Source organism: Cryobacterium sp. TMB1-7 (assembly GCF_004402435.1).
GTDB lineage: Bacteria > Actinomycetota > Actinomycetes > Actinomycetales > Microbacteriaceae > Cryobacterium > Cryobacterium zongtaii.
Genome location: NZ_SOFZ01000020.1, coordinates 220,298 through 240,201, shown reverse-complemented (window position 1 = coordinate 240,201; position 19,904 = coordinate 220,298). Strand labels below are relative to the sequence as shown.

Annotated in this window: 23 protein-coding genes and 1 tRNA gene; 10 read left to right on the top strand and 14 right to left on the bottom strand. The window is 69.6% G+C overall.

What is annotated here, in order from left to right; translation table 11 throughout:
• Window positions 1-230: 230 nt before the first annotated feature.
• The 3 genes from E3O60_RS08190 to E3O60_RS08180 form a co-directional block, all read right to left on the bottom strand.
• Window positions 231-1,187 (bottom strand): anti-sigma factor, encoded by a 957-nt coding sequence (locus E3O60_RS08190; RefSeq protein ID WP_134497745.1) that lies wholly within the window; start codon window positions 1,185-1,187, stop codon window positions 231-233.
• Window positions 1,184-1,765 carry a sigma-70 family RNA polymerase sigma factor gene (locus tag E3O60_RS08185; protein WP_240632256.1) on the bottom strand — a complete coding sequence of 194 codons (582 nt, stop codon included), beginning with the start codon at window positions 1,763-1,765 and terminating at the stop codon, window positions 1,184-1,186. Before E3O60_RS08185 ends, E3O60_RS08190 begins: the two co-directional genes overlap by 4 nt.
• 249 nt (window positions 1,766-2,014) lie before the next feature.
• The gene (locus E3O60_RS08180) at window positions 2,015-2,644 is read right to left on the bottom strand and encodes a DNA-directed RNA polymerase subunit beta (RefSeq protein ID WP_088457075.1); all 630 of its coding nucleotides are present in this window, start codon (window positions 2,642-2,644) and stop codon (window positions 2,015-2,017) included.
• A 139-nt stretch (window positions 2,645-2,783) separates the two neighbouring features.
• On the opposite strand from E3O60_RS08180, the gene E3O60_RS08175 reads away from it, so the two are divergent.
• Window positions 2,784-2,856: transfer RNA gene (locus E3O60_RS08175), tRNA-Lys, on the top strand.
• A 68-nt stretch (window positions 2,857-2,924) separates the two neighbouring features.
• Here the strand turns inward: E3O60_RS08175 and E3O60_RS08170 are convergent.
• Window positions 2,925-3,209, bottom strand: a complete 285-nt coding sequence (locus E3O60_RS08170) for a hypothetical protein (RefSeq protein WP_134497743.1) — start codon at window positions 3,207-3,209, stop codon at window positions 2,925-2,927.
• A 195-nt stretch (window positions 3,210-3,404) separates the two neighbouring features.
• On the opposite strand from E3O60_RS08170, the gene E3O60_RS08165 reads away from it, so the two are divergent.
• Both E3O60_RS08165 and E3O60_RS08160 read left to right on the top strand, forming a co-directional pair.
• Window positions 3,405-3,827 carry a hypothetical protein gene (locus E3O60_RS08165; RefSeq protein ID WP_165787893.1) on the top strand — a complete coding sequence of 141 codons (423 nt, stop codon included), beginning with the start codon at window positions 3,405-3,407 and terminating at the stop codon, window positions 3,825-3,827.
• A gap of 82 nt (window positions 3,828-3,909) precedes the next feature.
• On the top strand, window positions 3,910-6,222 hold the full coding sequence (locus tag E3O60_RS08160; RefSeq protein ID WP_134497741.1) for an FdhF/YdeP family oxidoreductase: 2,313 nt from the start codon (window positions 3,910-3,912) through the stop codon (window positions 6,220-6,222).
• A 96-nt stretch (window positions 6,223-6,318) separates the two neighbouring features.
• On the opposite strand, the gene fdhD is transcribed toward E3O60_RS08160, so the two are convergent.
• A complete protein-coding gene (fdhD, locus tag E3O60_RS08155) occupies window positions 6,319-7,167 on the bottom strand; it encodes a formate dehydrogenase accessory sulfurtransferase FdhD (protein WP_088457079.1) in 849 nt (282 codons plus the stop codon).
• Window positions 7,168-7,421: 254 nt separating this feature from the next.
• On the opposite strand from fdhD, the gene E3O60_RS08150 reads away from it, so the two are divergent.
• Both E3O60_RS08150 and E3O60_RS08145 read left to right on the top strand, forming a co-directional pair.
• Complete coding sequence (locus E3O60_RS08150) at window positions 7,422-8,273, top strand: ThiF family adenylyltransferase (RefSeq protein ID WP_134497739.1); 852 nt, start codon at window positions 7,422-7,424, stop codon at window positions 8,271-8,273.
• A 4-nt stretch (window positions 8,274-8,277) separates the two neighbouring features.
• Window positions 8,278-8,553, top strand: coding sequence for a DUF6457 domain-containing protein (locus tag E3O60_RS08145; RefSeq protein ID WP_134479901.1), 276 nt, complete (start codon window positions 8,278-8,280; stop codon window positions 8,551-8,553).
• A gap of 86 nt (window positions 8,554-8,639) precedes the next feature.
• On the opposite strand, the gene E3O60_RS08140 is transcribed toward E3O60_RS08145, so the two are convergent.
• Window positions 8,640-8,972, bottom strand: a complete 333-nt coding sequence (locus E3O60_RS08140; protein WP_088457082.1) for a cupin domain-containing protein — start codon at window positions 8,970-8,972, stop codon at window positions 8,640-8,642.
• A gap of 33 nt (window positions 8,973-9,005) precedes the next feature.
• Entirely contained in the window at window positions 9,006-9,446 is a 441-nt protein-coding gene (locus tag E3O60_RS08135) for a MarR family winged helix-turn-helix transcriptional regulator (protein WP_088457083.1), read from the bottom strand.
• Window positions 9,447-9,533: 87 nt separating this feature from the next.
• On the opposite strand from E3O60_RS08135, the gene E3O60_RS08130 reads away from it, so the two are divergent.
• Complete coding sequence (locus E3O60_RS08130) at window positions 9,534-9,779, top strand: hypothetical protein (RefSeq protein ID WP_088457084.1); 246 nt, start codon at window positions 9,534-9,536, stop codon at window positions 9,777-9,779.
• Window positions 9,780-9,909: 130 nt separating this feature from the next.
• On the opposite strand, the gene E3O60_RS08125 is transcribed toward E3O60_RS08130, so the two are convergent.
• The 5 genes from E3O60_RS08125 to E3O60_RS08105 all read right to left on the bottom strand — a co-directional run bounded on the left by E3O60_RS08125 (window position 9,910) and on the right by E3O60_RS08105 (window position 14,873).
• Complete coding sequence (locus E3O60_RS08125) at window positions 9,910-10,917, bottom strand: serine hydrolase (RefSeq protein WP_088457085.1); 1,008 nt, start codon at window positions 10,915-10,917, stop codon at window positions 9,910-9,912.
• 84 nt (window positions 10,918-11,001) lie between these two features.
• Window positions 11,002-11,595 carry a hypothetical protein gene (locus tag E3O60_RS08120; protein WP_134497737.1) on the bottom strand — a complete coding sequence of 198 codons (594 nt, stop codon included), beginning with the start codon at window positions 11,593-11,595 and terminating at the stop codon, window positions 11,002-11,004.
• An 82-nt stretch (window positions 11,596-11,677) separates the two neighbouring features.
• Window positions 11,678-12,994 carry a DUF445 domain-containing protein gene (locus tag E3O60_RS08115; protein WP_134479903.1) on the bottom strand — a complete coding sequence of 439 codons (1,317 nt, stop codon included), beginning with the start codon at window positions 12,992-12,994 and terminating at the stop codon, window positions 11,678-11,680.
• Between the two features lie 71 nt (window positions 12,995-13,065).
• Window positions 13,066-14,031, bottom strand: a complete 966-nt coding sequence (locus E3O60_RS08110; protein ID WP_134497735.1) for an aldose 1-epimerase family protein — start codon at window positions 14,029-14,031, stop codon at window positions 13,066-13,068.
• 14 nt (window positions 14,032-14,045) lie between these two features.
• Window positions 14,046-14,873 carry a DeoR/GlpR family DNA-binding transcription regulator gene (locus E3O60_RS08105; RefSeq protein WP_088457088.1) on the bottom strand — a complete coding sequence of 276 codons (828 nt, stop codon included), beginning with the start codon at window positions 14,871-14,873 and terminating at the stop codon, window positions 14,046-14,048.
• Between the two features lie 85 nt (window positions 14,874-14,958).
• On the opposite strand from E3O60_RS08105, the gene galT reads away from it, so the two are divergent.
• The 3 genes from galT to E3O60_RS08090 all read left to right on the top strand — a co-directional run bounded on the left by galT (window position 14,959) and on the right by E3O60_RS08090 (window position 17,688).
• The gene (gene galT, locus E3O60_RS08100; protein WP_088457089.1) at window positions 14,959-16,140 is read left to right on the top strand and encodes a galactose-1-phosphate uridylyltransferase; all 1,182 of its coding nucleotides are present in this window, start codon (window positions 14,959-14,961) and stop codon (window positions 16,138-16,140) included.
• Window positions 16,137-17,294 carry a galactokinase gene (gene galK / locus E3O60_RS08095; protein WP_134408108.1) on the top strand — a complete coding sequence of 386 codons (1,158 nt, stop codon included), beginning with the start codon at window positions 16,137-16,139 and terminating at the stop codon, window positions 17,292-17,294. The genes galT and galK overlap by 4 nt, the downstream gene beginning before the upstream one ends.
• Before the next feature lie 121 nt (window positions 17,295-17,415).
• Window positions 17,416-17,688, top strand: a complete 273-nt coding sequence (locus E3O60_RS08090; RefSeq protein ID WP_134497733.1) for a hypothetical protein — start codon at window positions 17,416-17,418, stop codon at window positions 17,686-17,688.
• Between the two features lie 78 nt (window positions 17,689-17,766).
• Here E3O60_RS08090 and E3O60_RS08085 read toward each other — a convergent pair whose 3' ends face one another.
• Window positions 17,767-18,249 carry a YbaK/EbsC family protein gene (locus tag E3O60_RS08085; RefSeq protein ID WP_088457091.1) on the bottom strand — a complete coding sequence of 161 codons (483 nt, stop codon included), beginning with the start codon at window positions 18,247-18,249 and terminating at the stop codon, window positions 17,767-17,769.
• 137 nt (window positions 18,250-18,386) lie between these two features.
• Between E3O60_RS08085 and E3O60_RS08080 the strand changes: the two genes are divergently transcribed.
• The gene (locus E3O60_RS08080; RefSeq protein WP_134408107.1) at window positions 18,387-18,920 is read left to right on the top strand and encodes a gamma carbonic anhydrase family protein; all 534 of its coding nucleotides are present in this window, start codon (window positions 18,387-18,389) and stop codon (window positions 18,918-18,920) included.
• Window positions 18,921-18,974: 54 nt separating this feature from the next.
• On the opposite strand, the gene E3O60_RS08075 is transcribed toward E3O60_RS08080, so the two are convergent.
• Window positions 18,975-19,859, bottom strand: coding sequence for a bifunctional methylenetetrahydrofolate dehydrogenase/methenyltetrahydrofolate cyclohydrolase (locus E3O60_RS08075; RefSeq protein ID WP_103432208.1), 885 nt, complete (start codon window positions 19,857-19,859; stop codon window positions 18,975-18,977).
• Window positions 19,860-19,904: the final 45 nt, after the last annotated feature.

The following is a 19,904-nucleotide window of genomic DNA, read 5'->3' as shown; positions in this document are numbered from 1 at the left end:
GGTCAAGGTACCGCTTCAGGGCCCCGGACGGGAGACTCTGCGGCAAGTCGGGGTCATCGGGATGCTGGCCTCGCGCCACGCGGGCCGGCGCCGACCGGCACGGGCAGGTACGGGCAGGCCCGGGCGGGTACGTGCCGGCCGGGCAGGTACGTGCCGGCCGGGCAGGTACGTGCCGGCCCGGTCCGGACCGGCAGGTGCCGGCACCGGGTGCGAGACCGTTGGCGAGCGAGCTAGCTCTGGATGGCGACGATCGGGTCGCTGGTGGGCTGCTCGGATCCACCCGAGGGTTCCACCGTGACACCGACGGCGTCACCGGCGGACATGGTGCCGTCGAGCACCCGCCAGGCGGTGCCGGAGCCGTCGGAGTCGAAGGTGCCCGCCGGGACGGGCCCTGCGGTTCCGATGTACCAGAGCTGGTAGTCCTGGTCGTCGCCGAGGGCGGGCAGGTCGTCGACGATGATCGCGGACAGGCCGAGCTCTCCGGACCACACCAGCGTGGCATCCTGGCCGTCGGCGGTCTTGGTCGACGCCCGCTGGCTGTCGGAGGCCGCGTTGATCTCGGCGAGGCTGGCGGCCTGCTCTTGGGCGAAGTCCTGGCTGGGATCGCCGTAGAGGGCTTGGCCGGCGAACGTGCCGCCGACGAAGAGGGCGGCGGCGGCCGCTGCCGCGACGAGGTACCCGGCGGGACGCTGGAACCAGCGGCGCTGGGCCCGTTCGGCGGCAGAGCCCGGGGCGCCGGCGGATCCCTTGCCGGCGGCGAACTTGTCGGCCGAGGACGCCGAAGTCGAGGCGCTGCCCGGAACGGCAGCGGCGCGAGCGGACGCGGAACCGATCGGGATGGCCGCGGGCGGCGCATCCGTCGTGGCGGTGGGTTCGTCAGGAGTCACCGAGTCGGCCGCGGGCGGGAGCGGGGAGAGCTGCGGGGTGGAGGCCAGCTGGGCCATCAGGCCGGCCTTGAGCGCGCTGGAGGGCTGCACAGGCGCCACCGACAGACTGAGGGCCACGGCGGTGTCGCTGAGTTCGGCGGCCTCGATGCGGGCCTGCTCCGACTGAGCCAGGTACCGCTCGTATTCGGCGGCCTCGTCGGCGCTGAGGGCGTGCAGGGCGTATGCGCCGGCCAGGTCGGCCGGGTTGTTGGTGGGACCGTTGCCGGTCAGATCGATATCGGGCTTGTCGGTGTCGCTCATGCGCCCACCCCCAGTTCATCTCGCAGACGAATTAACCCGTCGCGCAGCCGGGTTTTCACGGTGCCGAGCGGGATGTGCAGGTGGTCGGCGACCTCACGGTGACTGTAACCGCTGAAGTACGACAGGCTCACGGCCTGGCGTTGCAGTTCGGTCAGTCTGGACATCGCCTTCTCCACCCTTTCATGCTCGATTTTGACCTCGACGGTTTCGGCGACGTGGTCATAGGGCACCGCGAGGTCGCGGATTCCGATTTTGGTGTCCCGGTCGCGGCCGGCCTGCGACGACCGAATCCGGTCGATCGCACGTCGGTGCGCCATGGTCATGATCCAGGTCGAGGCCCCGCCACGCTGCGACTCGTACCGCGATGCCGTCTGCCAGATCTCCAGGAAAATCTCCTGGGTCACTTCCTCCGACTGTGCGTGATCGATCAGTACGCGCTTGACAAGGCCAAGCACCCGTGGAGCGATCTGGTCGTAAAGCTCACCGAAAGCCGATTGGTCGCCTTCGGCTACCCGAGCGAGCAGCTCTTCTTTCGAAGGCGCTGTCGACGAGGCGTCGAGGTCGAACTCAGCAGTCATGAGATCCAGCATGTCAGGTCCAGTCCCCTTCCATGCTTAGGGTTCGGTACCGAGTCCCTGCTGGATTGGTCTGGAGCGAAAAAGATCCGCCCGGGTGGCCGCCGGGCAAAGTGAAGGCCGGACCGCAGAACGCCTCTCGGCGTGAGGCCGTTCTAGACGGCGAATATTGGAGCCCGGGGTTACTACGGTCCGGCCAGCATCAAGTGTAAACGACATCGGCTGAGAGTTCATTCCGGGATGCCCGGGAAATTATTCGAGGGAGTCGCTGCGCCACAGCCGGGCGCAGGAGGTGAACTCCTGCGCGGTAGTGGAGAACCGCAGGGCCCGGGTGGTCAGCTCCGAGGAACGGCCAGGTTCGGTGCTGTCCAGGTCGTCGGCGACACTCGCGCAGCCGGCGCCGATCACCCGGCAGAAGGCGGCTGCCCGGTCCAGGGCGACGGCGAAGTCGCCGGTGAATACGCCCCGGAGGATCTCGTCGGCGAGCAGGATGATCTCGGCTGGACCGGTCGGCACCGCCGCACCGGCGACGAGGGGGTCGATGGTGACGGCCACGTCGATACCGCGCTGGTAAAGGAACGCCGTGCCATCGGCATCCTGCCGGATCAGCAACCGCACCAGGTAGATGCGCCAGAGCGCGCCCGGCAGGCTGCGCGGCGTGGCCCGCGACCACAGCTCCGCCACCGCGTCTATGCCGTGCTCGTCGGTGTACGCCACCAGGCGCTCCACGACCTCGGGGTCGGGGCTGTCACGCACCCTGGCGATCAACGCCTGGGCGGTCTCGTGGGCGACCCGGCTGATCTGCGCGGGATCTTCGCCGCCCATCATCGATTCGAACTTGGCGCCCGAGAACTGGGTGGGCTTGTGGAAATCGTCGGCCATCGCTCTCCTCCTGGCTTTCAGGGCAGCGTAGTCGGGTACGTCGCCGGTTGGTGTGGGTGTTGCCGGCCGACGTCTGTGGCGGATGCATCCACGCTAGTCACAAAAACCGTCCGCCAATCCACGCTAAGTTATTAACCGCGGGCCTCTAGCTCAGTTGGTAGAGCAAAGGACTTTTAATCCTTGGGTCGTCGGTTCGAGCCCGACGGGGCCCACTTTCTTAACGCCGGGGGTGTTCTCGGGTGCCGGGACACGGCCGGTCGATCGTGCCGCGTCTGACGGCTCAGGACGGCCCCGATTCGTTGCTGTCGGCATCCCGGATCACCAGGAGCATGGTGCCCTCGGGATCGCGCAGGTACGCGACCCGTTCACCCCACGGCATGTCGGCCGGCGGCACCACGACAGCCGCGGCCGCGGCCTCGACCACGGCCGCCAGGTCGGGCACGTCCGGCTCACCGCGCTCGGGAAACCGGTAGTCGACAACGCCGGACAGCACGCTCACATACCATCTCCAGGTGGTCGCGAGATCGACACAATTGACGACCGGGAACAGCTCACCTCTGGCCATGGCCCCACCCTAGGATCGTCACCGCAATCCCACAACGGCCGCCGAGACTGGGCACGCGCACGGAATGTCCTGCGAGTCTTCAGTGTTTCCCCCTCCCTAGACGCGCATTCTGGTGTGCTGTAGTCCGGCCGCGGGCGCGTAATCGGCGCTTCGGCGCAGGACGGCGCACATACCGCGCGTCAGGAGAGGAGCCCAGTGCGCAAGAACATCGACGTCGAGGTGGAGACCGGCGTGATCGAGAAGTACCGCCGACACCCCAACGGCAATGGGTGGGTGTCCGGCAAGTCGACCGTGCAACCGAGCGCGTTCATCTCCGAGTCCGCCTACATCGAGTCAGGCGCGCAGGTGGGCCGGGAGTCGTGGGTCGGGCCGGGCAGCTGGATCGACCACGACGTCGTCATCGGCGACAAGGTGTTCGTCGGCCAGAACGTGCACATCGGCGAGGGCAGCCTCGTCTCGGGCGGTGCCCACCTGGGCAGCCATGTGCGCATCGGCCGCAACGTGCGGATCGCCGCCGGTGTACGCCTGGACCGGGACACCCGGGTGCCCGACGGCACCGACGTGGCCGCAGGCAACGTGGGCGCGGACGGTCGCCGCTCACACGGGCTGGCCGCGTGAGCATCCGTTTGGCCCGGTAAAAGCGCAAAACCCGCGAGCACCCGGTGCACGCATCCGGCTCCGACAGGAGCAGGATGGGGTCATGACACGTCGCGCACCGGTCAAGGACATCAACGAAGACGACCTCGTTATCGGCACCCCCAAGAAGGCCGCCGCCGGCCTCGAGGCGGTGGTGGTGGCGCTGGACCGCGGCATCGCGCAGGCCGGGGTCGGTCGCACCGCCCGGGCGTTGCTGCGGCTCAACCAGCGAAACGGCACCGACTGCCCGGGCTGCGCCTGGCCGGAGTCGACCGGGCACCGCAAAACCGCCGAGTTCTGCGAGAACGGCGCCAAGGCCGTGGCCGAGGAGAACACCCTCCGCACCGTCGGACCGGGATTCTGGGCCGAGCACTCGCTCGCCGACCTGGCCGACAAGACCGAGTACTGGCTGGGCAACCAGGGCCGCATCTCGCAGCCCGTGGTGGTGCGCCCCGGCGACACCCACTACTCCCCCATCGCCTGGGAAGACGCCTTCGCGCTGATCGGCGAGAAGATCCGCGCCACCACCGCGGACCGCACCGTGTTCTACACCTCGGGCCGCACCGCCAACGAGACCGCGTTCCTGTACCAATTGTTCGCCCGGTCGATCGGCACCAACAACCTTCCGGACTGCTCGAACATGTGCCACGAATCCTCCGGGTCGGCACTGAACCCCACGATCGGCATTGGCAAGGGCACCGTCTCGCTGGAGGACATCCACGTGGCCGAACTGATTCTGGTGGTGGGCCAGAACCCGGGCACCAACCACCCTCGGATGCTGTCCGCCCTGGCCGACTGCAAGGCCAACGGCGGCAAGGTCGTCGCCGTGAACCCGCTGCCCGAGGCCGGGCTGTTCAACTTCAAGGACCCGCAGACCCCCACCGGTCTGGTGGGCCACGGGGTGCCGTTGGCCGACGAGTACCTGCAGATCAAGGTCGGCGGAGACCTGGCCCTGTTCCAGGCGCTCGGCCACCTGCTGCTCGAGGAGGAGGCCCGGGTACCCGGTTCCGTGGTGGACCAGGAGTTCATCGACCTGAATACCGACGGCATCGAGGCGTACCGGGCCGCCCGCACCGAGATCGACTGGGTCGAAACCGAGAATGCCACCGGGCTGTCGCGTCTGGAGATCAGCGTGGTGGCGAAGATGCTGGCCGCGTCGAAGGCCACCATCATCTGCTGGGCGCTGGGCCTGACTCAGCAGCCGCACTCGGTGAACACTCTCAAGGAGATCATCAACCTGCTGTTGCTGCAGGGCAACTTCGGCAAGCCCGGCGCCGGCGCCTGCCCGGTACGCGGGCATTCCAACGTGCAGGGCGACCGCACCATGGGGGTGTGGGAGAAGCCCAAGGAGGCCATGCTCGCCGCGCTCGACGCCGAGTTCGGCATCGTCTCACCCCGCGAGCACGGCCTCGATTCGGTGAATACCGTCGAGGCGTTCGAGAACGACGACGTCGACGTGTTCGTGTCGATGGGCGGCAACTTCGCGCTCGCATGCAGCGACACCGACCTGCTCGAGGCCGCGATGCAGCGGGTGGGCCTGACCGTGCACATCTCCACCAAGCCGAACCGGTCGCACGTGGTGCACGGGGTCACCTCGCTCATTCTGCCGACGCTGGGCCGCACCGACACCGATGACAAGCATCCGTCGGGCCGGCAGGTTCTGTCGGTGGAGGACTCGATGTCGATGGTGCACGCCACCCAGGGCAGGCTCGCCCCGGTCTCCGAGCACCTGCTGGCCGAACCGGTGATCGTGGCGCGGATGGCCAGGGCCACGCTCGGCGACGACCACCCGGTGGATTGGAAGGCGATGGCAGAGGACTACGACGTCATCCGCGACCACATCGCCCGGGTGCTGCCGGGTTTTGAGGACTTCAATAAGCGGCTGCGCGACAAGAACGGCTTTGTGCTGCCCAACCCGCCGCGCGACACCCGCAGCTTCGCCACCGACATCGGCCGGGCCCGGTTCACGGTGAGCCCGCTGGAGTACCTCACCCCGCCGCCCGGGCACCTGATTCTGCAGACCATGCGCAGCCACGACCAGTACAACACCACCTTCTACGGGCTGGATGACCGCTACCGCGGCATCAAGGACGGCCGCCGGGTGATCCTCATCCACGCTGACGACGTCACCGAGCTGGGCTTTGCGGACCGCGATCTGGTCGACGTGATCAGCACCTTCGGCGGGCAGGAACGCCGGGCCGACAAGTTCAGGCTCGTGGTGTACCCCACCCCGCGCGGCTGCGCGGCGGCGTACTTCCCCGAGGCGAACCAGCTGATGCACCGGGAGTTGGTGGCCCGGGAATCGAACACCCCCGGCTACAAGGCCATGAGTGTGCGGTTCATCGCACACGAGGCCGGGCTTCCGGTTCTGAGCTGACGCCGGGCCGCTGAGGCGGGCAGCTGTTGCCCGATCGGACTTCTGCGCCCGGTGCGCCGGACGCAGAAGTCCGATCGGGGCACAGTCGAGGCTGGGTCAGACCGCGGCGAGCGCGCCCTGCACGATGCGCTCCTCACCGGCGTAGATCACCATCGAGTCGCCGCGGACGAAGCCGACCAGTGTCAGGCCCACCTCGTGCGCGAACTCGGCGGAGAGCGACGACGGCGCTGACACCGCGGCGAGCACCGGGATGCCGGCCATCAGTGCCTTCTGGGCGAGTTCGAAGCTGGCCCGGCTGGAGACCATCAGCACGGTCCCGCGCAAAGGAAGCAGGTTTTCTTTGACCGCCCAGCCGATCACCTTGTCGACGGCATTGTGCCGGCCCACGTCTTCCCGCATCACCAGCATCTCGCCCGTGGCCCCGACGAACAGGGCGGCCGCGTGCAGGCCCCCGGTCTTCTCGAACACCGCCTGCGCCTGGCGCAGCGTGTCGGGGAACGTCGTGAGCAGTTCGGCGTCGACGCGGACGGCATCCGCGCGCACGTCCCAGGTGGACTTGGTGCGCACGGCATCGATGCTTTCCTTGCCGCACAGCCCGCAGGAGCTGGTGGTGAGGAAGTTCCGCTCCATGCCGGGGGTGGGCCCGGCGACGCCGGGCGCCAGGCGCAGGTCGAGCACGTTGTACGTGTTCACGCCCTCGGCGGTGGCACCGGCGCAGTACCGGGCGGTGGCGAGGTGCTCCGCCTGGGTGAGGATGCCCTCGGAGACCAGGAAACCGGCGGCCAGATCGACGTCGTGGCCGGGGGTGCGCATGGTCACGGCCAGGGAACGGCCGTTGACCCGCATCTCGAGCGGCTCCTCCACCGCGAGCACGTCCTCCCGGCGGATCGGCGGCTGGCCCACCGTAAGCCGGGTGATCTTGCGCCGTGCCGTGACTCTACTCATGGGTGCCCTCCTCGGGAGTGCGTCGGGTGTGCCCGTGCGGGATCACCGGAACCTCCTTCGAGCCTAATCCTCGGATTCGAATGGTGGGAGGGACCGGGCCGTTCGCGAAAGCGGGCCTATGGCTGCTTCGAGCGCCGCGAAGTAGCCATCCGGCCGCTCTCGCGGAAGGGACAACACGCTAGAGCGGGACTGTGGCTGCTGGATGGTCGGGGCGGCGTGGGCATCCGGGGACGATTGCCGCGTACCGTGGTGTCATGGCACTTCCCCCTCTCGTCGAGCCCACCGGCCCGCTCAGCCCCACCGAAACCGCGCGTCTGCAGCAGGTGCGCAACCTGCCCCAGCTGCGACTGCCGCCGATCGATGACCTCGGGCACCGCCGCCTCGCGGCCGCCCGCGTGCTGGTGCTGGGCACCACGGGACTCAGCGCGCCCGCCGTGCGTTCCCTCGCCGCGGCCGGGGTGGGCACCATCGGGCTGGCCGACGTGGGCCCGCTCGACGTCGACGCCCTGGTGCTCGCCACCACCACCATCCTGACCCTCTCCCCCGACACCGCCGTGACGGCGCACGACGAGGACCTCACGGCCGAGTCGGCTACCCGCATCCTCGGCGGCTACGACCTGGTGATCGACGGCAGCGACCTCACCCCGCAGCCGTTCCTCGTTGGCGACACCTGCGCCAGCCTCGGCCTGCCGCTGGTGTGGGGCTCCGTGGCCCGCGGTAACGCCGAGGTGTCGGTGTTCTGGTCGAGCCCACCACGACGCAGCGGCCAGCGCTCGACCCGGTTGCGCGACTTCTTCGGCACGGATGCGGCCGGCGCGGCCGCTGCCCCCGCCGACCCCGGCGTGCTCGGTGCGCTGCGCGGCCAGGCCGGCGCGATCCTGGCGGCGGAGGCCGTCCGCCTGATCACCGGCACCGGCGAGCCGCTGATCGGCCGGGTGCTCACCATCGATGCCGAGTCCGGCCGGTTCGACGCCGCTCAGCTGCCGGTGGCTCAGCCTGCCGCCTCCGGTGCCGTGATCGAGACCGACGGCGCGGAATCCGCGCCCGGTGCCTCACCCGGTGCCACCATTATTGCCACCGCCACCGCCACCGCCACCGAGGAGTGACACCATGAGCACGAACATCCCGCTCCCTCCCGAAGCCCTCGACGAGTGGCTGGCCGCCCTCGCGACCCGGCTCGGCCTCGACGCCGACGTTGTCCCCACCGGACTGCTACTGGACGTGGCCCGGGACGTGGCGCACAATGTGGCCCGGCCGGCGGCGCCGCTGAGCCTGTTCCTGGTGGGGCTGGCTGCCGCGCAGAACGGCGGCAGCGCCGAGGACATCACCGCGGCGAGCGCCGCTGCGACCGAGCTCGCTCTGGGCTGGCCCGCCCCTTCCGAGTAACGGCTCTCCCACCGAGTAGCCCCGCTCAAACGAGTTGCCCAGGCACACCGGGGCATCTCGTCCGGAACAGGGCATTTCGGCGTTCCCTAGGGCCGCTTCGCGACGGTCAGCAGGATCGCCGCATCCTCTTCGGCCTCGAGGCTGTGCCTGGCGTCGGGCACGATGAGCAGGTCGCCGGTGCGCGCCTGCCAGGAGTCCTCCCCCACGATCAGGCGCACCCGCCCGCTCACCACGAAGACGGTGGCGTCGCCCGGGTTCTCGTGCTCGGCCAGGACGGTGCCCTTGACCATGCCGATGACGGTCTGGCGCAGCACCTTCTCGTGGCCGCCGTATACGGTGTCGGCCGCCCGGCCGCTGCTGGCGGTGGTGGCCGCGGCGAGTTGCTGGCGGGCGAGGGCGTCGATCGAGATCTTCTGCATGTCGCCAGCGTACGACTCCGCCGCCGGTCCGGGTTACCGGGTCGCGCTGGTGGCGCGAATGACCTCGTTGAGGGTGTCCCGCAGGGCGATCAGGGCCTCGGGCGACATCTCCAGGGTGCCGGCCACCCGTTCCGGGATGGTTTCGGCGATGTGGCGCAGCTCGCGGCCGTGCTCGGTCAACGTCACCTGCAGCGCACGCTCATCGGTCGCCGACCGCTCGCGGCGGATGTGGCCGGTCGCCTCCAGCCGCTTGAGCAACGGTGACAGGGTGGCCGGCTCCAACCGCAGCACCTCGGCCAGGCTGCGAAGGGTGCGCGGATGCTGCTCCCACAGCGCCAGCATCACCAGGTACTGCGGATGGGTGAGGCCCAGCGGCTCCAGGATCGGCTTGTACAGGGCCACAGTCGTGCGTGCCGCGACGGTGAGGGCGAAGCAGACCTGGTTCTCCAGGGCGAGCACGTTCGGTTCGGTCATCGCGTCTCCTGAGCGGGCATCCGGGGCCGGGCATCCGTCGTCTGGCACCCGTGGCCACGCCGCCATTTAGTTAGTACACTAACTATTATGACCTCTGCCAAGAAACGCAAACCGACCATCAAGGAGGCCGGCGGCTTCACGGCGTGGTTGAACGGTCGATTGTTGCCCTTCATCGGCCCGCCGCCGCTGGGCCCGTACGACGACGAGGTGCCTGCGCAGGAGCGCCCGGTGGCCCGGTGCCCGCTCTGCGGGGAGCCGATGACCGCGCACGACATCGACCGCAGCGGCGAGCGCACCCAGCTGCGCTGCCCGCAGCCCACGGTGGCCGAGTAGGACCCTGCGCGCCATCCCGTCGCCGGAGCGCACGCGGTCAGGTGTGCGGGCGCCGCGCCGTTATGCGGGTGGCGTGCCACCCGCATACCGGCGCCTGACCCGCCGACCGGCACCCGGTACCGTCATCCACCTAGAACTGGGCGTCGATCTCCACCACGAGGTCCCAGGCGCCCTCTTCGGCGTTGCTGAGCACCACCACGTCGAGACCGCTCTTGGGGTAGTGCCGCAGGATGCCGCTGGCGCCGGCGTTGACGCCGTCCTTGTAGTACGAGCGCACCTTGCCGTTGTCGTCGAGGTCGAACTCGAGGCCGAAGCCGTACTTCACGTCGTCGTCGTAATCCACCTGCGGGGTGAAGAACTCGTCGGTGTACTCCTTGGAGAGCAGCTGGCCGCCGCGGACGGCGTTGAGGAAGTTCATCAGGTCACCGGCGGTGGTGTGGGCGCCGCTATCGGGCGAGCCGATCGCCGGGGAGCTGTAGATGTTCGAGACCCAGCTGCCGTCCTCGCGGCGGTCCCAGCCCTCGGCGACCCGCTCCACAGCGTCGCGGCGGTCGAAGAAACCGGAGTCGGCCATGCCCGAGCGGGCAAAGACCTCTTCGCGCACATAGTCGCGGTAGGACAGGCCGGAGGCCCTCTCCACGGCCAGCCCGGCGAGGATATAGCCGACGTTGCAGTCCTCGACCTGCACCCCAGGCGGGGCCAGGCGCGGCTTGTCGGCGAACAACGGCAGGAAGTCGATCGTTTCGATCAGCGAGTAGTTGGGGGTCACAGCCCAGTACTCGTCGTAGTCCTCGCCGGCCTCCTCGTCGACGTCATCGGCGATGCCGCTGGTGTGGGTGAGCAGGTGCAGCAGGGTGACGTCGGTGCCGATCGAGCTGCCCCCCAGGTCCACGTACTCGTGGATCGACGCCTCGAGGTCGAGCCGGCCGGCTTCCACCTGCTGCAGCACGGCCACACTGGTGAAGAGCTTGGTGATCGACGCCGTGTCGAAGCGGGTGTCCAGAGTATTGGGCACCTGCCAACGCGGGGTGGCGAACCCGCGGGCCGCCTCAAAAATGGTGCGGTCGCCGTCACGCACCAACACCACGCCGGAGAAATCGCTGTCATCGAGAAAAGTCTGTATTGCCTGGGTATCCACCCTTCGAGCGTAGCGAACGGCGACGGCTTTCGTGCCGACGGCTGGGCCGGTGCCGGCCGCCCCGCACGCCCCGGCGCTCAGCGATCAGCCGCGGTGCCGGGACTTCTTGGCCAGGGCGGCGAGGTCGATCTTGCCGACGGCCCGCATACTGGCGGCGCGGGCGGCCTCGTAGCCGGGCTGGTTCGGGTCGACGCGCTGGGCCAGGAGACGGGCCGCGAGCGCGTCGTTGATCTCCTGGAGCGCATCCGCTCGGGCCTTCTGTACGAGAGCGGCGACCTGTTCGTCGTCGTCGGCTATCTCCCGCAACCGTTCGGCGACGTGGTCGTGCAGGGTGCGTCGCCGACCCAGCCGCACGACGTCCCTGCGCTTGTTCTCCAGCTCCCGGCTCTTGCCCGCACCGGTGGTGCGCGAGAGGTGGGCGCCGAGGCGTTCGACGCGGGTGGAGTCCTCGTCGTTCTGCCGGGCCACCTCGAGCAGTGCCTGCCTGGCGAACGCGGCATACTGTGCCGGGTCATAGTCGCTGTGGTCGCGGAGGGCGCCGACGATGATGCGGTTCTTCAGGGCCATCCGCACGGCGGCGAGGGCGATGAGCATGCCCTCGTCGACGATCCTGCCGGTGGAGGGCGTGGCCGGGCCCGGGGTGGCGCTGCCCTGGGTGTTGTGCGAACCGTTCTCCACCGTTTCAGTATGGCTCACCGCGGTGGGCGCCGTCAGAGTGTCCGGGCATCCGCATCGGCCGGATCCGCCAGGTGCCGGGCGGTCACAGGCCGAACACGAGCACCGCCCCCTGGGCGAGCGAGAAGATCAGCAGGCCGGCCAGCGCACCGACGACGGTTCCGTTGATTCGGATGAACTGCAGGTCCTTGCCCACCTGCAACTCGATCTTCTCGGTGGTCTCGGCCGGGTCCCACCGCTCCACGGTTTCGGTGATCACGCCGGCGATCTCGTGCCGGTATTTCTGCAGCAGGTAGCCGGCCGCATCCGCCAGCCAGCGGTCGATGCGGGCGCCCAGCGATGCGTCGCGCACCAGCCGGCCGCCCACATCCAGCACCGTCGAGGTGATGCCGGTGCGCACGGCGCTGGCCGGATCGGCCAGGGCGCTCAGCAGCGACTGCTTGACGGACTCCCACGCGTCGCCGGCGAACTCGCGCAGCTTGGCGTTGTCGACCAACTCGAGCTTGAGCACCTCGACCCTCTCGATCATGGTGTCATCGTGCTGCAAGTCGTCCATCAGCTCGGCCAGGTAGCGGTCGATGGCTGCGCGCAGCGGATGCTCGGGGTCGGCCTGCACCGTCGCCACAAAACCGAGCACCTCGCGATAGGCCTTGTCGTCGACCATTTCGCCGACGAAGCCGGGCACCCAGCGGGGCAGCCGGGTCGACACCGAGGTGCCGAAGGCCTCGGGGTGGGTCTGCAGCCAGCTCTGGGCCTTGTCCACCAGCAGGTCCACCGCGGCGTGGTGCCGACCGGAGACCACCAGGTTCTCGCCCAACCGGCCCAGGCTCGGCGCCCACGAAGGTTCGAGCAGGTGCTCACGGGCGACGCCCTCGAGCAGGTCCTTGATGTCGTCGTCGCTGAGCAGGTCGAGCAGCCCGGTGCCGGCGTGCGCGAGTTCGTCGGTGAGCCGTTCGGCGTTGGCGGGCTGCACCAGCCAGGCGCCGAGGCGGCGGGAGATGCCGATGGACTCGAGCTTGCCGCGCACCACGGCATCGGAGAGGAAGTTCGACTCCACGAATTCGCCGAGGCTCTCGCCGATCTCGTCCTTGCGGTTGGCGATGATGTTGGTGTGCGGGATGCGCAGCCCCAGCGGGTAGCGGAACAGCGCGGTGACGGCGAACCAGTCGGCGATCGCGCCCACCATGCCGCCCTCGGCGGCGGCACGCACGTACTCGAGCCACGGGTAGCGCTCCTGCAGCGCGAACGACACCGCGAAGACCACGGCCATGGCCACGAGCAGACCCAGGGCCAATCGCTTCATGCCCACGAGTGCGACCCGGCGGGCCTCGTCGGAGGCGCTGAGTGGGGCTCGGCCGCCGGGAGCGGTGGGGGCGGATGTACTCAGGGAGGGTGTTGCCATGGGTCTGGTCGTTCCTCGTCGGTCCGGGAGCGCGGTGTGCGCAGCGCTCCCGCCACCCTAGGCCGGGTTGCTCAGGCTGCGAAACCCGTCGGGGTGATTCCCCAGCGAACGACCCAGTCCTCGCCGGGAGCCAGCCAGCGGAGGCCGTGGCCGGAGTTGAAGGCATCCGCCGGAGCGGTCATCGGCTCGATCGCCACGGCCTGGCCGAGTTCGGTGGTCTCGCCGCCGTCCGCGGTGCCGGTGCGCACCGGGAAGTTGCGCGGCGTGAACGCCTGCACGTAGGCCATGTTCTCGTCGCCCCAGAGTGTGACCCGGCGGCCGTCCGGAGCGGTGAGGGAGTGCTCCCCGCGGCCGTCCCGAACGATCACACCGCCGAACCCGTCGTCAAGGTCGAGGTCGTCCACCCGGGCGCCGGCGCGCAGGTCGAACGCGGTGCCGTCGACGGGGCTGACGCCGATGGGGTTGAGCCGGTGGTCAACGTCGATGTGGCTGGTCGCGTTCAGGCGCAACACGAGGTCGCCGGTGGGCACGTCACCGATCTTGAGGTAGGGGTGGGTGCCCAGGGCGACCGGGGCACTCTCGCTGCCGACGTTGCGGATGGTGTGGGTGACGGCCAGGCCGTCGGCCGTGAGCGCATAGCTGACGGTGGTGTCCAGCTGGTACGGGTAGCCGGCCTGCGGGTAGACCGTGGCGGCCAGGGTCACCTCGGCGTCGCTCTGGGCGACCAGCCGATAAGCCGTGACGGCGAGCAGCCCGTGGATGGCGTTCAGCCGCGCCGGCTCGGTGATGGCCAGCAGGTGCCGCACTCCGTGCTGGGTCCAGATCGCGTCGCGGATGCGGTTGGGCCAGGGCACCAGCACGGTCCCGGCGCCGAGCGGCGGTACGGACGTCGCCGCGAAGCCCTCCACCAGGTCTGTGCCGTTGAGTGCATATTCACGGATGCCGGCGGCGACCTCGGTGATGGTCGCCGTGGCCGGGCCCTGCGGGGTCTGCAGGGTGAGGCTGTATTGGGTTCCGGTGGCGGCAGCAAACGACATGGTGGACTTTCGGATCAGCTCGGTTGGAGCACGGCGAGGCCGGCCTCGCGGAGCGGGGCCAGGGTGAGCGGGTCGGCGGCCGCATCCGTCACCAGGGTGTCGAAGGCGGCAAGCGGGCCGATCCGGCCCAGGTGCACCTGCCCTAGTTTGGCACCGTCGGCGACGATGATCGCGCGCGCCGCAGCGGCGAGCATCAGGGTCTTCACGCCGGCCTCCGGCAGGTTGATATTGGTGACGCCGCCGTCGGCGTCGACGCCGTTGCAGCCGATGAAGGCGAGGTCGGCGTGCACCTGGCTGAGCACGGTCGCGGCGAGCGGGTCGACCAGCGAGTGCTGCAGCGGGCGCAGCGACCCGCCGGTGACGATCACGGTGAACCGTGGGATAGCGCTTTCCAGGGCCAGGGCGATGCTCAGCCCGTTGGTGATCACGACGATGTCGGTGAGGTCGGTGCGGGCCACCAGGGCCCGGGCGATCGCGAGAGTCGTGGTGCCCACGTCGAGGATCACGCTCTGGCCGCTGGCCACCAGCGATGCGGCGAGCTCGCCGATCTGCTGCTTGGGGATCACCGAGGAGACGAGCGCTTCCTCGAAGGAGAACTCCCGGTCGGGACGGCTCGTGGTGGCGATCCCTGCGGGCACCGCACCGCCGTGGATGCGGGTGAGCGTGCCGGCGCTCTCCAACTGGTCGAGATCGGCGCGGGCGGTGACGCCGGAGACGCCGAAGGTGTCGCTGAGCTCACTGACGCGCACGAAGCCGCGTTCGTCGACGAGCCGCTGGATCTGTTCCCGGCGCTGGTGGGCGGGCAACAAATCCCGGTCGGTCGGATGTTCCGCTGAGGCCATACCGCAATCTTCACTTATTTTGTGTCGCTTTTCAATACGCAAGTAGTGGTTTCGGTTGCGCAAATCGGCTAGCGTTGATGCCATCATGACTCCCACCCCAGAATTCGTCGCAGACACCGCCATCGCACGCCAGGCGCACACCCTGGCCGACGGCCGCGAGCTCATCTATTTCGATGACCCCGACACCACCCTGTCGCCCGACCGGGCTCCCGACCTGCGCGACCTCGGTCCGCGTCCGGCGAACGCGCGCATGCGCCAGGACCCACTCAGCGGCGAATGGGTGTCCATCGCCGCGGCCCGGCAGAACCGGGTGTTCCTGCCGCCGGCGCACCTGGACCCGCTCGCGCCGTCCACCCCGGAGAACCCCTCAGAGGTGCCCAGCAACTACGACGTGGCCGTGTTCGAGAACAAGTCGCCCTCGTTCGGCCCGCTGCTCACCGACGACGACGCGCCCACCGGCCTGGACGATCTGCGCACGATCGGGCTGGGGCGCATCCGCACCTCGGTCGGCCGCTGCGAGGTCGTCTGCTTCAGCCCCGCCACCGAGGGCTCGTTCGGCAGCCTCTCGGTCACCCGCGCCCGCACCGTGATCGAAGCCTGGGCCGAGCGCACCCACGCGCTCTCCCAGATGCCCGGCATCGAGCAGGTGTTCCCGTTCGAGAACCGTGGCGAGGCCATCGGTGTCACGCTGCACCACCCGCACGGCCAGATCTACTCCTACCCGTACGTAACCCCGCGCACCCAGCGGCTGATCGACTCGATCGAGAGCTACGGCCCCACCCTGTTCGCCGACATCCTGGAAAGCGAACAGGCCGGCGAGCGAGTCATCCTGCGGGGCGAGCACTGGACGGCCTTCGTGCCGTTCGCCGCCCGCTGGCCCGTCGAGGTGCACATGCTGCCGCACCGGCAGGTGGCCGACTTCGCCGGCACCACTCTGGCCGAGCGCGACGAGCTCGCGGTGCTGTACCGCCGGCTGCTGCGCGGCATCGACCAGCTCTACTCCACGCCCACCCCGTACATCGGTGCCTGGCACCAGGCGCCGGTGAACGTGCACCGGGACGACATCCGGCTGATGCTGCAGCTCACCAGCCCGCGCCGCGCCGAGGACAAACTGAAGTTCCTGGCCGGCTCCGAGGCCGCCATGGGCGCCTGGATCGGCGACGTGACGCCCGAGCAGGCGGCCGACAACATCCGTGCAGCGATCGCGCGGTCGGACGCCGCCGATGCCGCAGCCACCGACAGCACCACCGGAAAGGCCCACTCGTGAGCGACCACCAGAGCATTCTCAGCGGCTTCCAGGGCCGGTTCGGCCGCGACGCCGACGGCCTGTGGTTCGGCCCCGGCCGGGTCAACCTGATCGGCGAGCACACCGACTACAACGACGGCTTCGTCTTTCCGTTCGCGATCAACCGCCGTGCCGTCGTGGCCCTCGCGGTGCGAGACGACCGGATGCTACGGGTCGCCAGCTCCTTCACCGACGAGGTCGTCGAGATCTCGCTCGACGACCTCTCCCCCGAGACAGTGTCGGGCTGGTCGGCGTATCCGCTCGGCGTGGCCTGGGCCCTCGGCGAACACGGCGCGGACCTCGAAGCGGTGACCGGCTTTGACGCCTACATCGACTCCGACGTGCCAATCGGCGCCGGGCTGTCGTCTTCCGCGGCAATCGAGTGCGCCACCGCCGTGGCCCTCGACGAGGTCTGGAACCTCGGCTTCGACAAGCGGGTGCTCGTGCGGGTGGGGCAGCTGGCCGAGAACCGGGTCGTTGGCGCGCCCACCGGCATCCTGGATCAGTCGGCGTCGCTACTGGGCCAGACGGATGCCGCCGTGTTCCTGGACTGCCGCAGCTTCGAGTCCGAGGTCATCCCGCTCGGCTTCGACGCCGCGGGCCTCGAGCTGCTGGTGATCGACACCAAGGTCAGCCACGCGCACGCCACCGGCGGCTACGCCGACCGACGTGCCTCCTGCGAAAAGGGCGCGGCACTGATGGGCGTCGGGTCGCTGCGCGACCTCACCGTGGACGACCTGCCGCGGGCCGCGTCGGTTCTCGACGAGGAGACATACCGCCGGGTGCGGCACATCCTCACCGAGAACCAGCGGGTGCTCGACACCGTGCAGGTGCTGCGCGAAGAGGGTCCCAGCGCCATCGGTGCATTGCTGGATGCGTCGCACGCCTCCATGCGCGACGACTTCGAGATCTCGGTCGCCGAGCTCGACCTCGCCGTGGAGACCGCCCGCACCGCCGGCGCCCTCGGGGCCCGCATGACCGGCGGCGGTTTCGGCGGCTCTGCCATCGCGCTCACCCCGCACGCACTGATCCCCGCGGTGCAGCAGGCCGTGTCTTCTGCGTTCGCCGCCGCGGGCTTCACCGCGCCCGACATGTTCGTGGTGCGCGCCGCGGCCGGGGCCGCCCGCCTCGTCTAACGAGACACCGTCCGCGATCGAATTGCGGACTTCCCGCCTTCGTTTCACCAGCTAAGGCGGGAAGTCCGCAATTGAGTCTCAGGGCGCCCCGAGTGTCGGTGGCTCGGCTCACGCTGTCCACATGAACGAGCCGACCCCCACCATCCACGACGTCATCCACACCGTCTTTGGCGGCGCCTTCGACGAGAGCACGGGCATCAGGCGCCGCCGCGTGCAGCAGGACGAACAGGACCTGCGCGCCGCGCGCAGGCGGCCGAGAGTCTTGGCCAAGATGTCCGTGCAGGACCGCGAGCACCTGGAGCGCGTGATCGGCCGCGTCACGGATCACCCATCGTCGACCGGCCCGAGATCGAGGGCAGGCAGTCGACGATCCACCCCAGCTTCGAGTGGGTGAGGCTCCGGAGATCCGCCTTGACGACCTGCCCGAGCGGCCGCGGACGGTTCCAGTGTGCCGAAGGCTGGTGGCGGACGCCTATTTCGCCGGAACGACGGGGGTCGCCTCGCCGCCGGTGAGGCGGAGCAGCTCGGCGAACGTGGTGGGGAAGACCGTGTGCGCGTGCCCCGCCGCGGCCCAGACCACGGGGTAATCGGCCAGGTCCTCGTCAACCAGGGTGCGAATCGGCGACGGATGCCCGACGGGCGCGACCCCTCCGATGACCTGCCCGGTGGCCTCTTTCACCAGGTCTTTCGACGCCCGGCCGATGGTGCCGTCAAGCCGCTCCCCCAGCCAGGCCGTGTCCACGCGGTGCGCGCCGGAGGTGAGCACCAGCAGCGGCGCGCCGTCGAGGGTGAAGACCAGTGAGTTCGCGATGGCGCCCACTTCGATGCCCAACGCGGCGGCTGCCGCGACAGCGGTTGTGGCGGCGTCGTCGAACCAGCGGATCTCGGGGTCGAGACCCTGGGCGTTCAGCGCCAGGCGCACTCTGTCGACGGCCGGATGCGCGGTGTTCACCATTCCTGCATCCTAGATGCCCCCCACCTTCCGCCCACCTGGTCGAACGGTCGAAAGGACATGGGCCGATAAATAGGACGCTTTGGGCCTTGGGCTCAAGGGGTCAGCGCAACACGGCGTCGGATTACTAGGGTGGACCCATGACCGCCGACAGTGCCGCCCGCCTCATCACCCTGCCCGACCGTCCGGGGCCCCGGGTGGCCGAGAGCGCATTCGTCGCCGCCGGCGCCGTGCTGGTGGGAACCGTGAGCCTGGCGGAGCACGCGAGCGTCTGGTACAACGCGGTCCTGCGCGCCGAGGCAGAGCCCATCCGCATCGGCGCGCGCTCTAACCTGCAGGACAACGTCTCCTGCCACGTCGACGGCGGGTTCCCGCTGACCGTGGGCCGCGACGTCTCGGTGGGCCACGGTGCCGTGCTGCACGGCTGCACTGTGGAGGACGGCGCCCTGATCGGCATGGCCGCCACGGTGCTCAACGGTGCCGTGATCGGCGCCGGCTCGCTCGTGGCCGCGGGCGCCGTGGTGCTCGAGGGCACCATCGTGCCGCCGGGCTCCCTGGTGGCCGGCGTGCCGGCCAAGGTGCGCCGCGCCCTCACGCCAGAGGAAATCGAGGGCATCCGGCACAACGCCGTGGCCTACCTGGGCCATGCAGCGCTGCATCGCCTCGCGAACTGAGAGCCCCAGAATCGGCGGGATTCTGGGGCCTACCTCACGGTTCGCGGAACGAGACTAGGGCTTGAGCAGGCGCTCGGAGGCCTTGACCACGTTGGCCAGCAGCATCGCGCGGGTCATCGGACCCACGCCACGGGGGTTCGGCGAGAGGTAACCGGCGACTGACGCGACGTCGGGGTGCACGTCTCCGGTGAGGATGCCCTTGCCGGTCTCCGGGTTCTCCACCCTCGTGATGCCCACGTCGAGCACCGCCGCGCCGGGCTTGATCCAGTCGGCCTGCACCAGGTGCGGCACTCCCACGGCGGCCACGACGATGTCGGCGCGGCGCACCTCGGCGGCCAGATCGACGGTGCGGGAGTGGGTGAGGGTGACGGTGGCGTCCAGGCCCTTGCGGGTGAACAGCAGGCCCAGCGGGCGACCCACGGTGAGGCCGCGGCCGATGACGACCACGTTCTTGCCCGCAATCGGCACGTCGTAGCGGCGCAGCAGCTCCACGATGCCGGCCGGGGTGCAGGGCAGCGGCGAGCTGAGCTCCCCCTCGATGCCGAGTACCAGGCGTCCGAGGTTGGTGGGGTGCAGGCCGTCGGCGTCCTTGGCCGGGTCCATCAGCTCGAGCATGGCGTTCTCGTTGTGGCCCACCGGAAGCGGCAGCTGGATGATGTAGCCGGTGACCTCACGGGCGGCATTGAGGTCGGCAATCGCGGCGCGCACATCCGCCGACGTGGCGGAGCCGGGCAGGTCGACGCGGATCGACTCGATGCCCACCTCGGCGCAGTCCCGGTGCTTGCCGGCCACGTAGGAGCGCGAGCCCGGGTCGTCGCCGACGAGCAGGGTGCCGAGGCCGGGCACAGAGCCCAGCGCGGCCAACGCGCGTACGCGCTCGGTGAGTTCAAGCTTGACCTGGGTCGCGGTGGCGACGCCGTCGAGGGTGAGTGCGGTCATGCGACATCCGATCTGTTGGTAGTACTGCGCGCCGGCCCCAGCCTG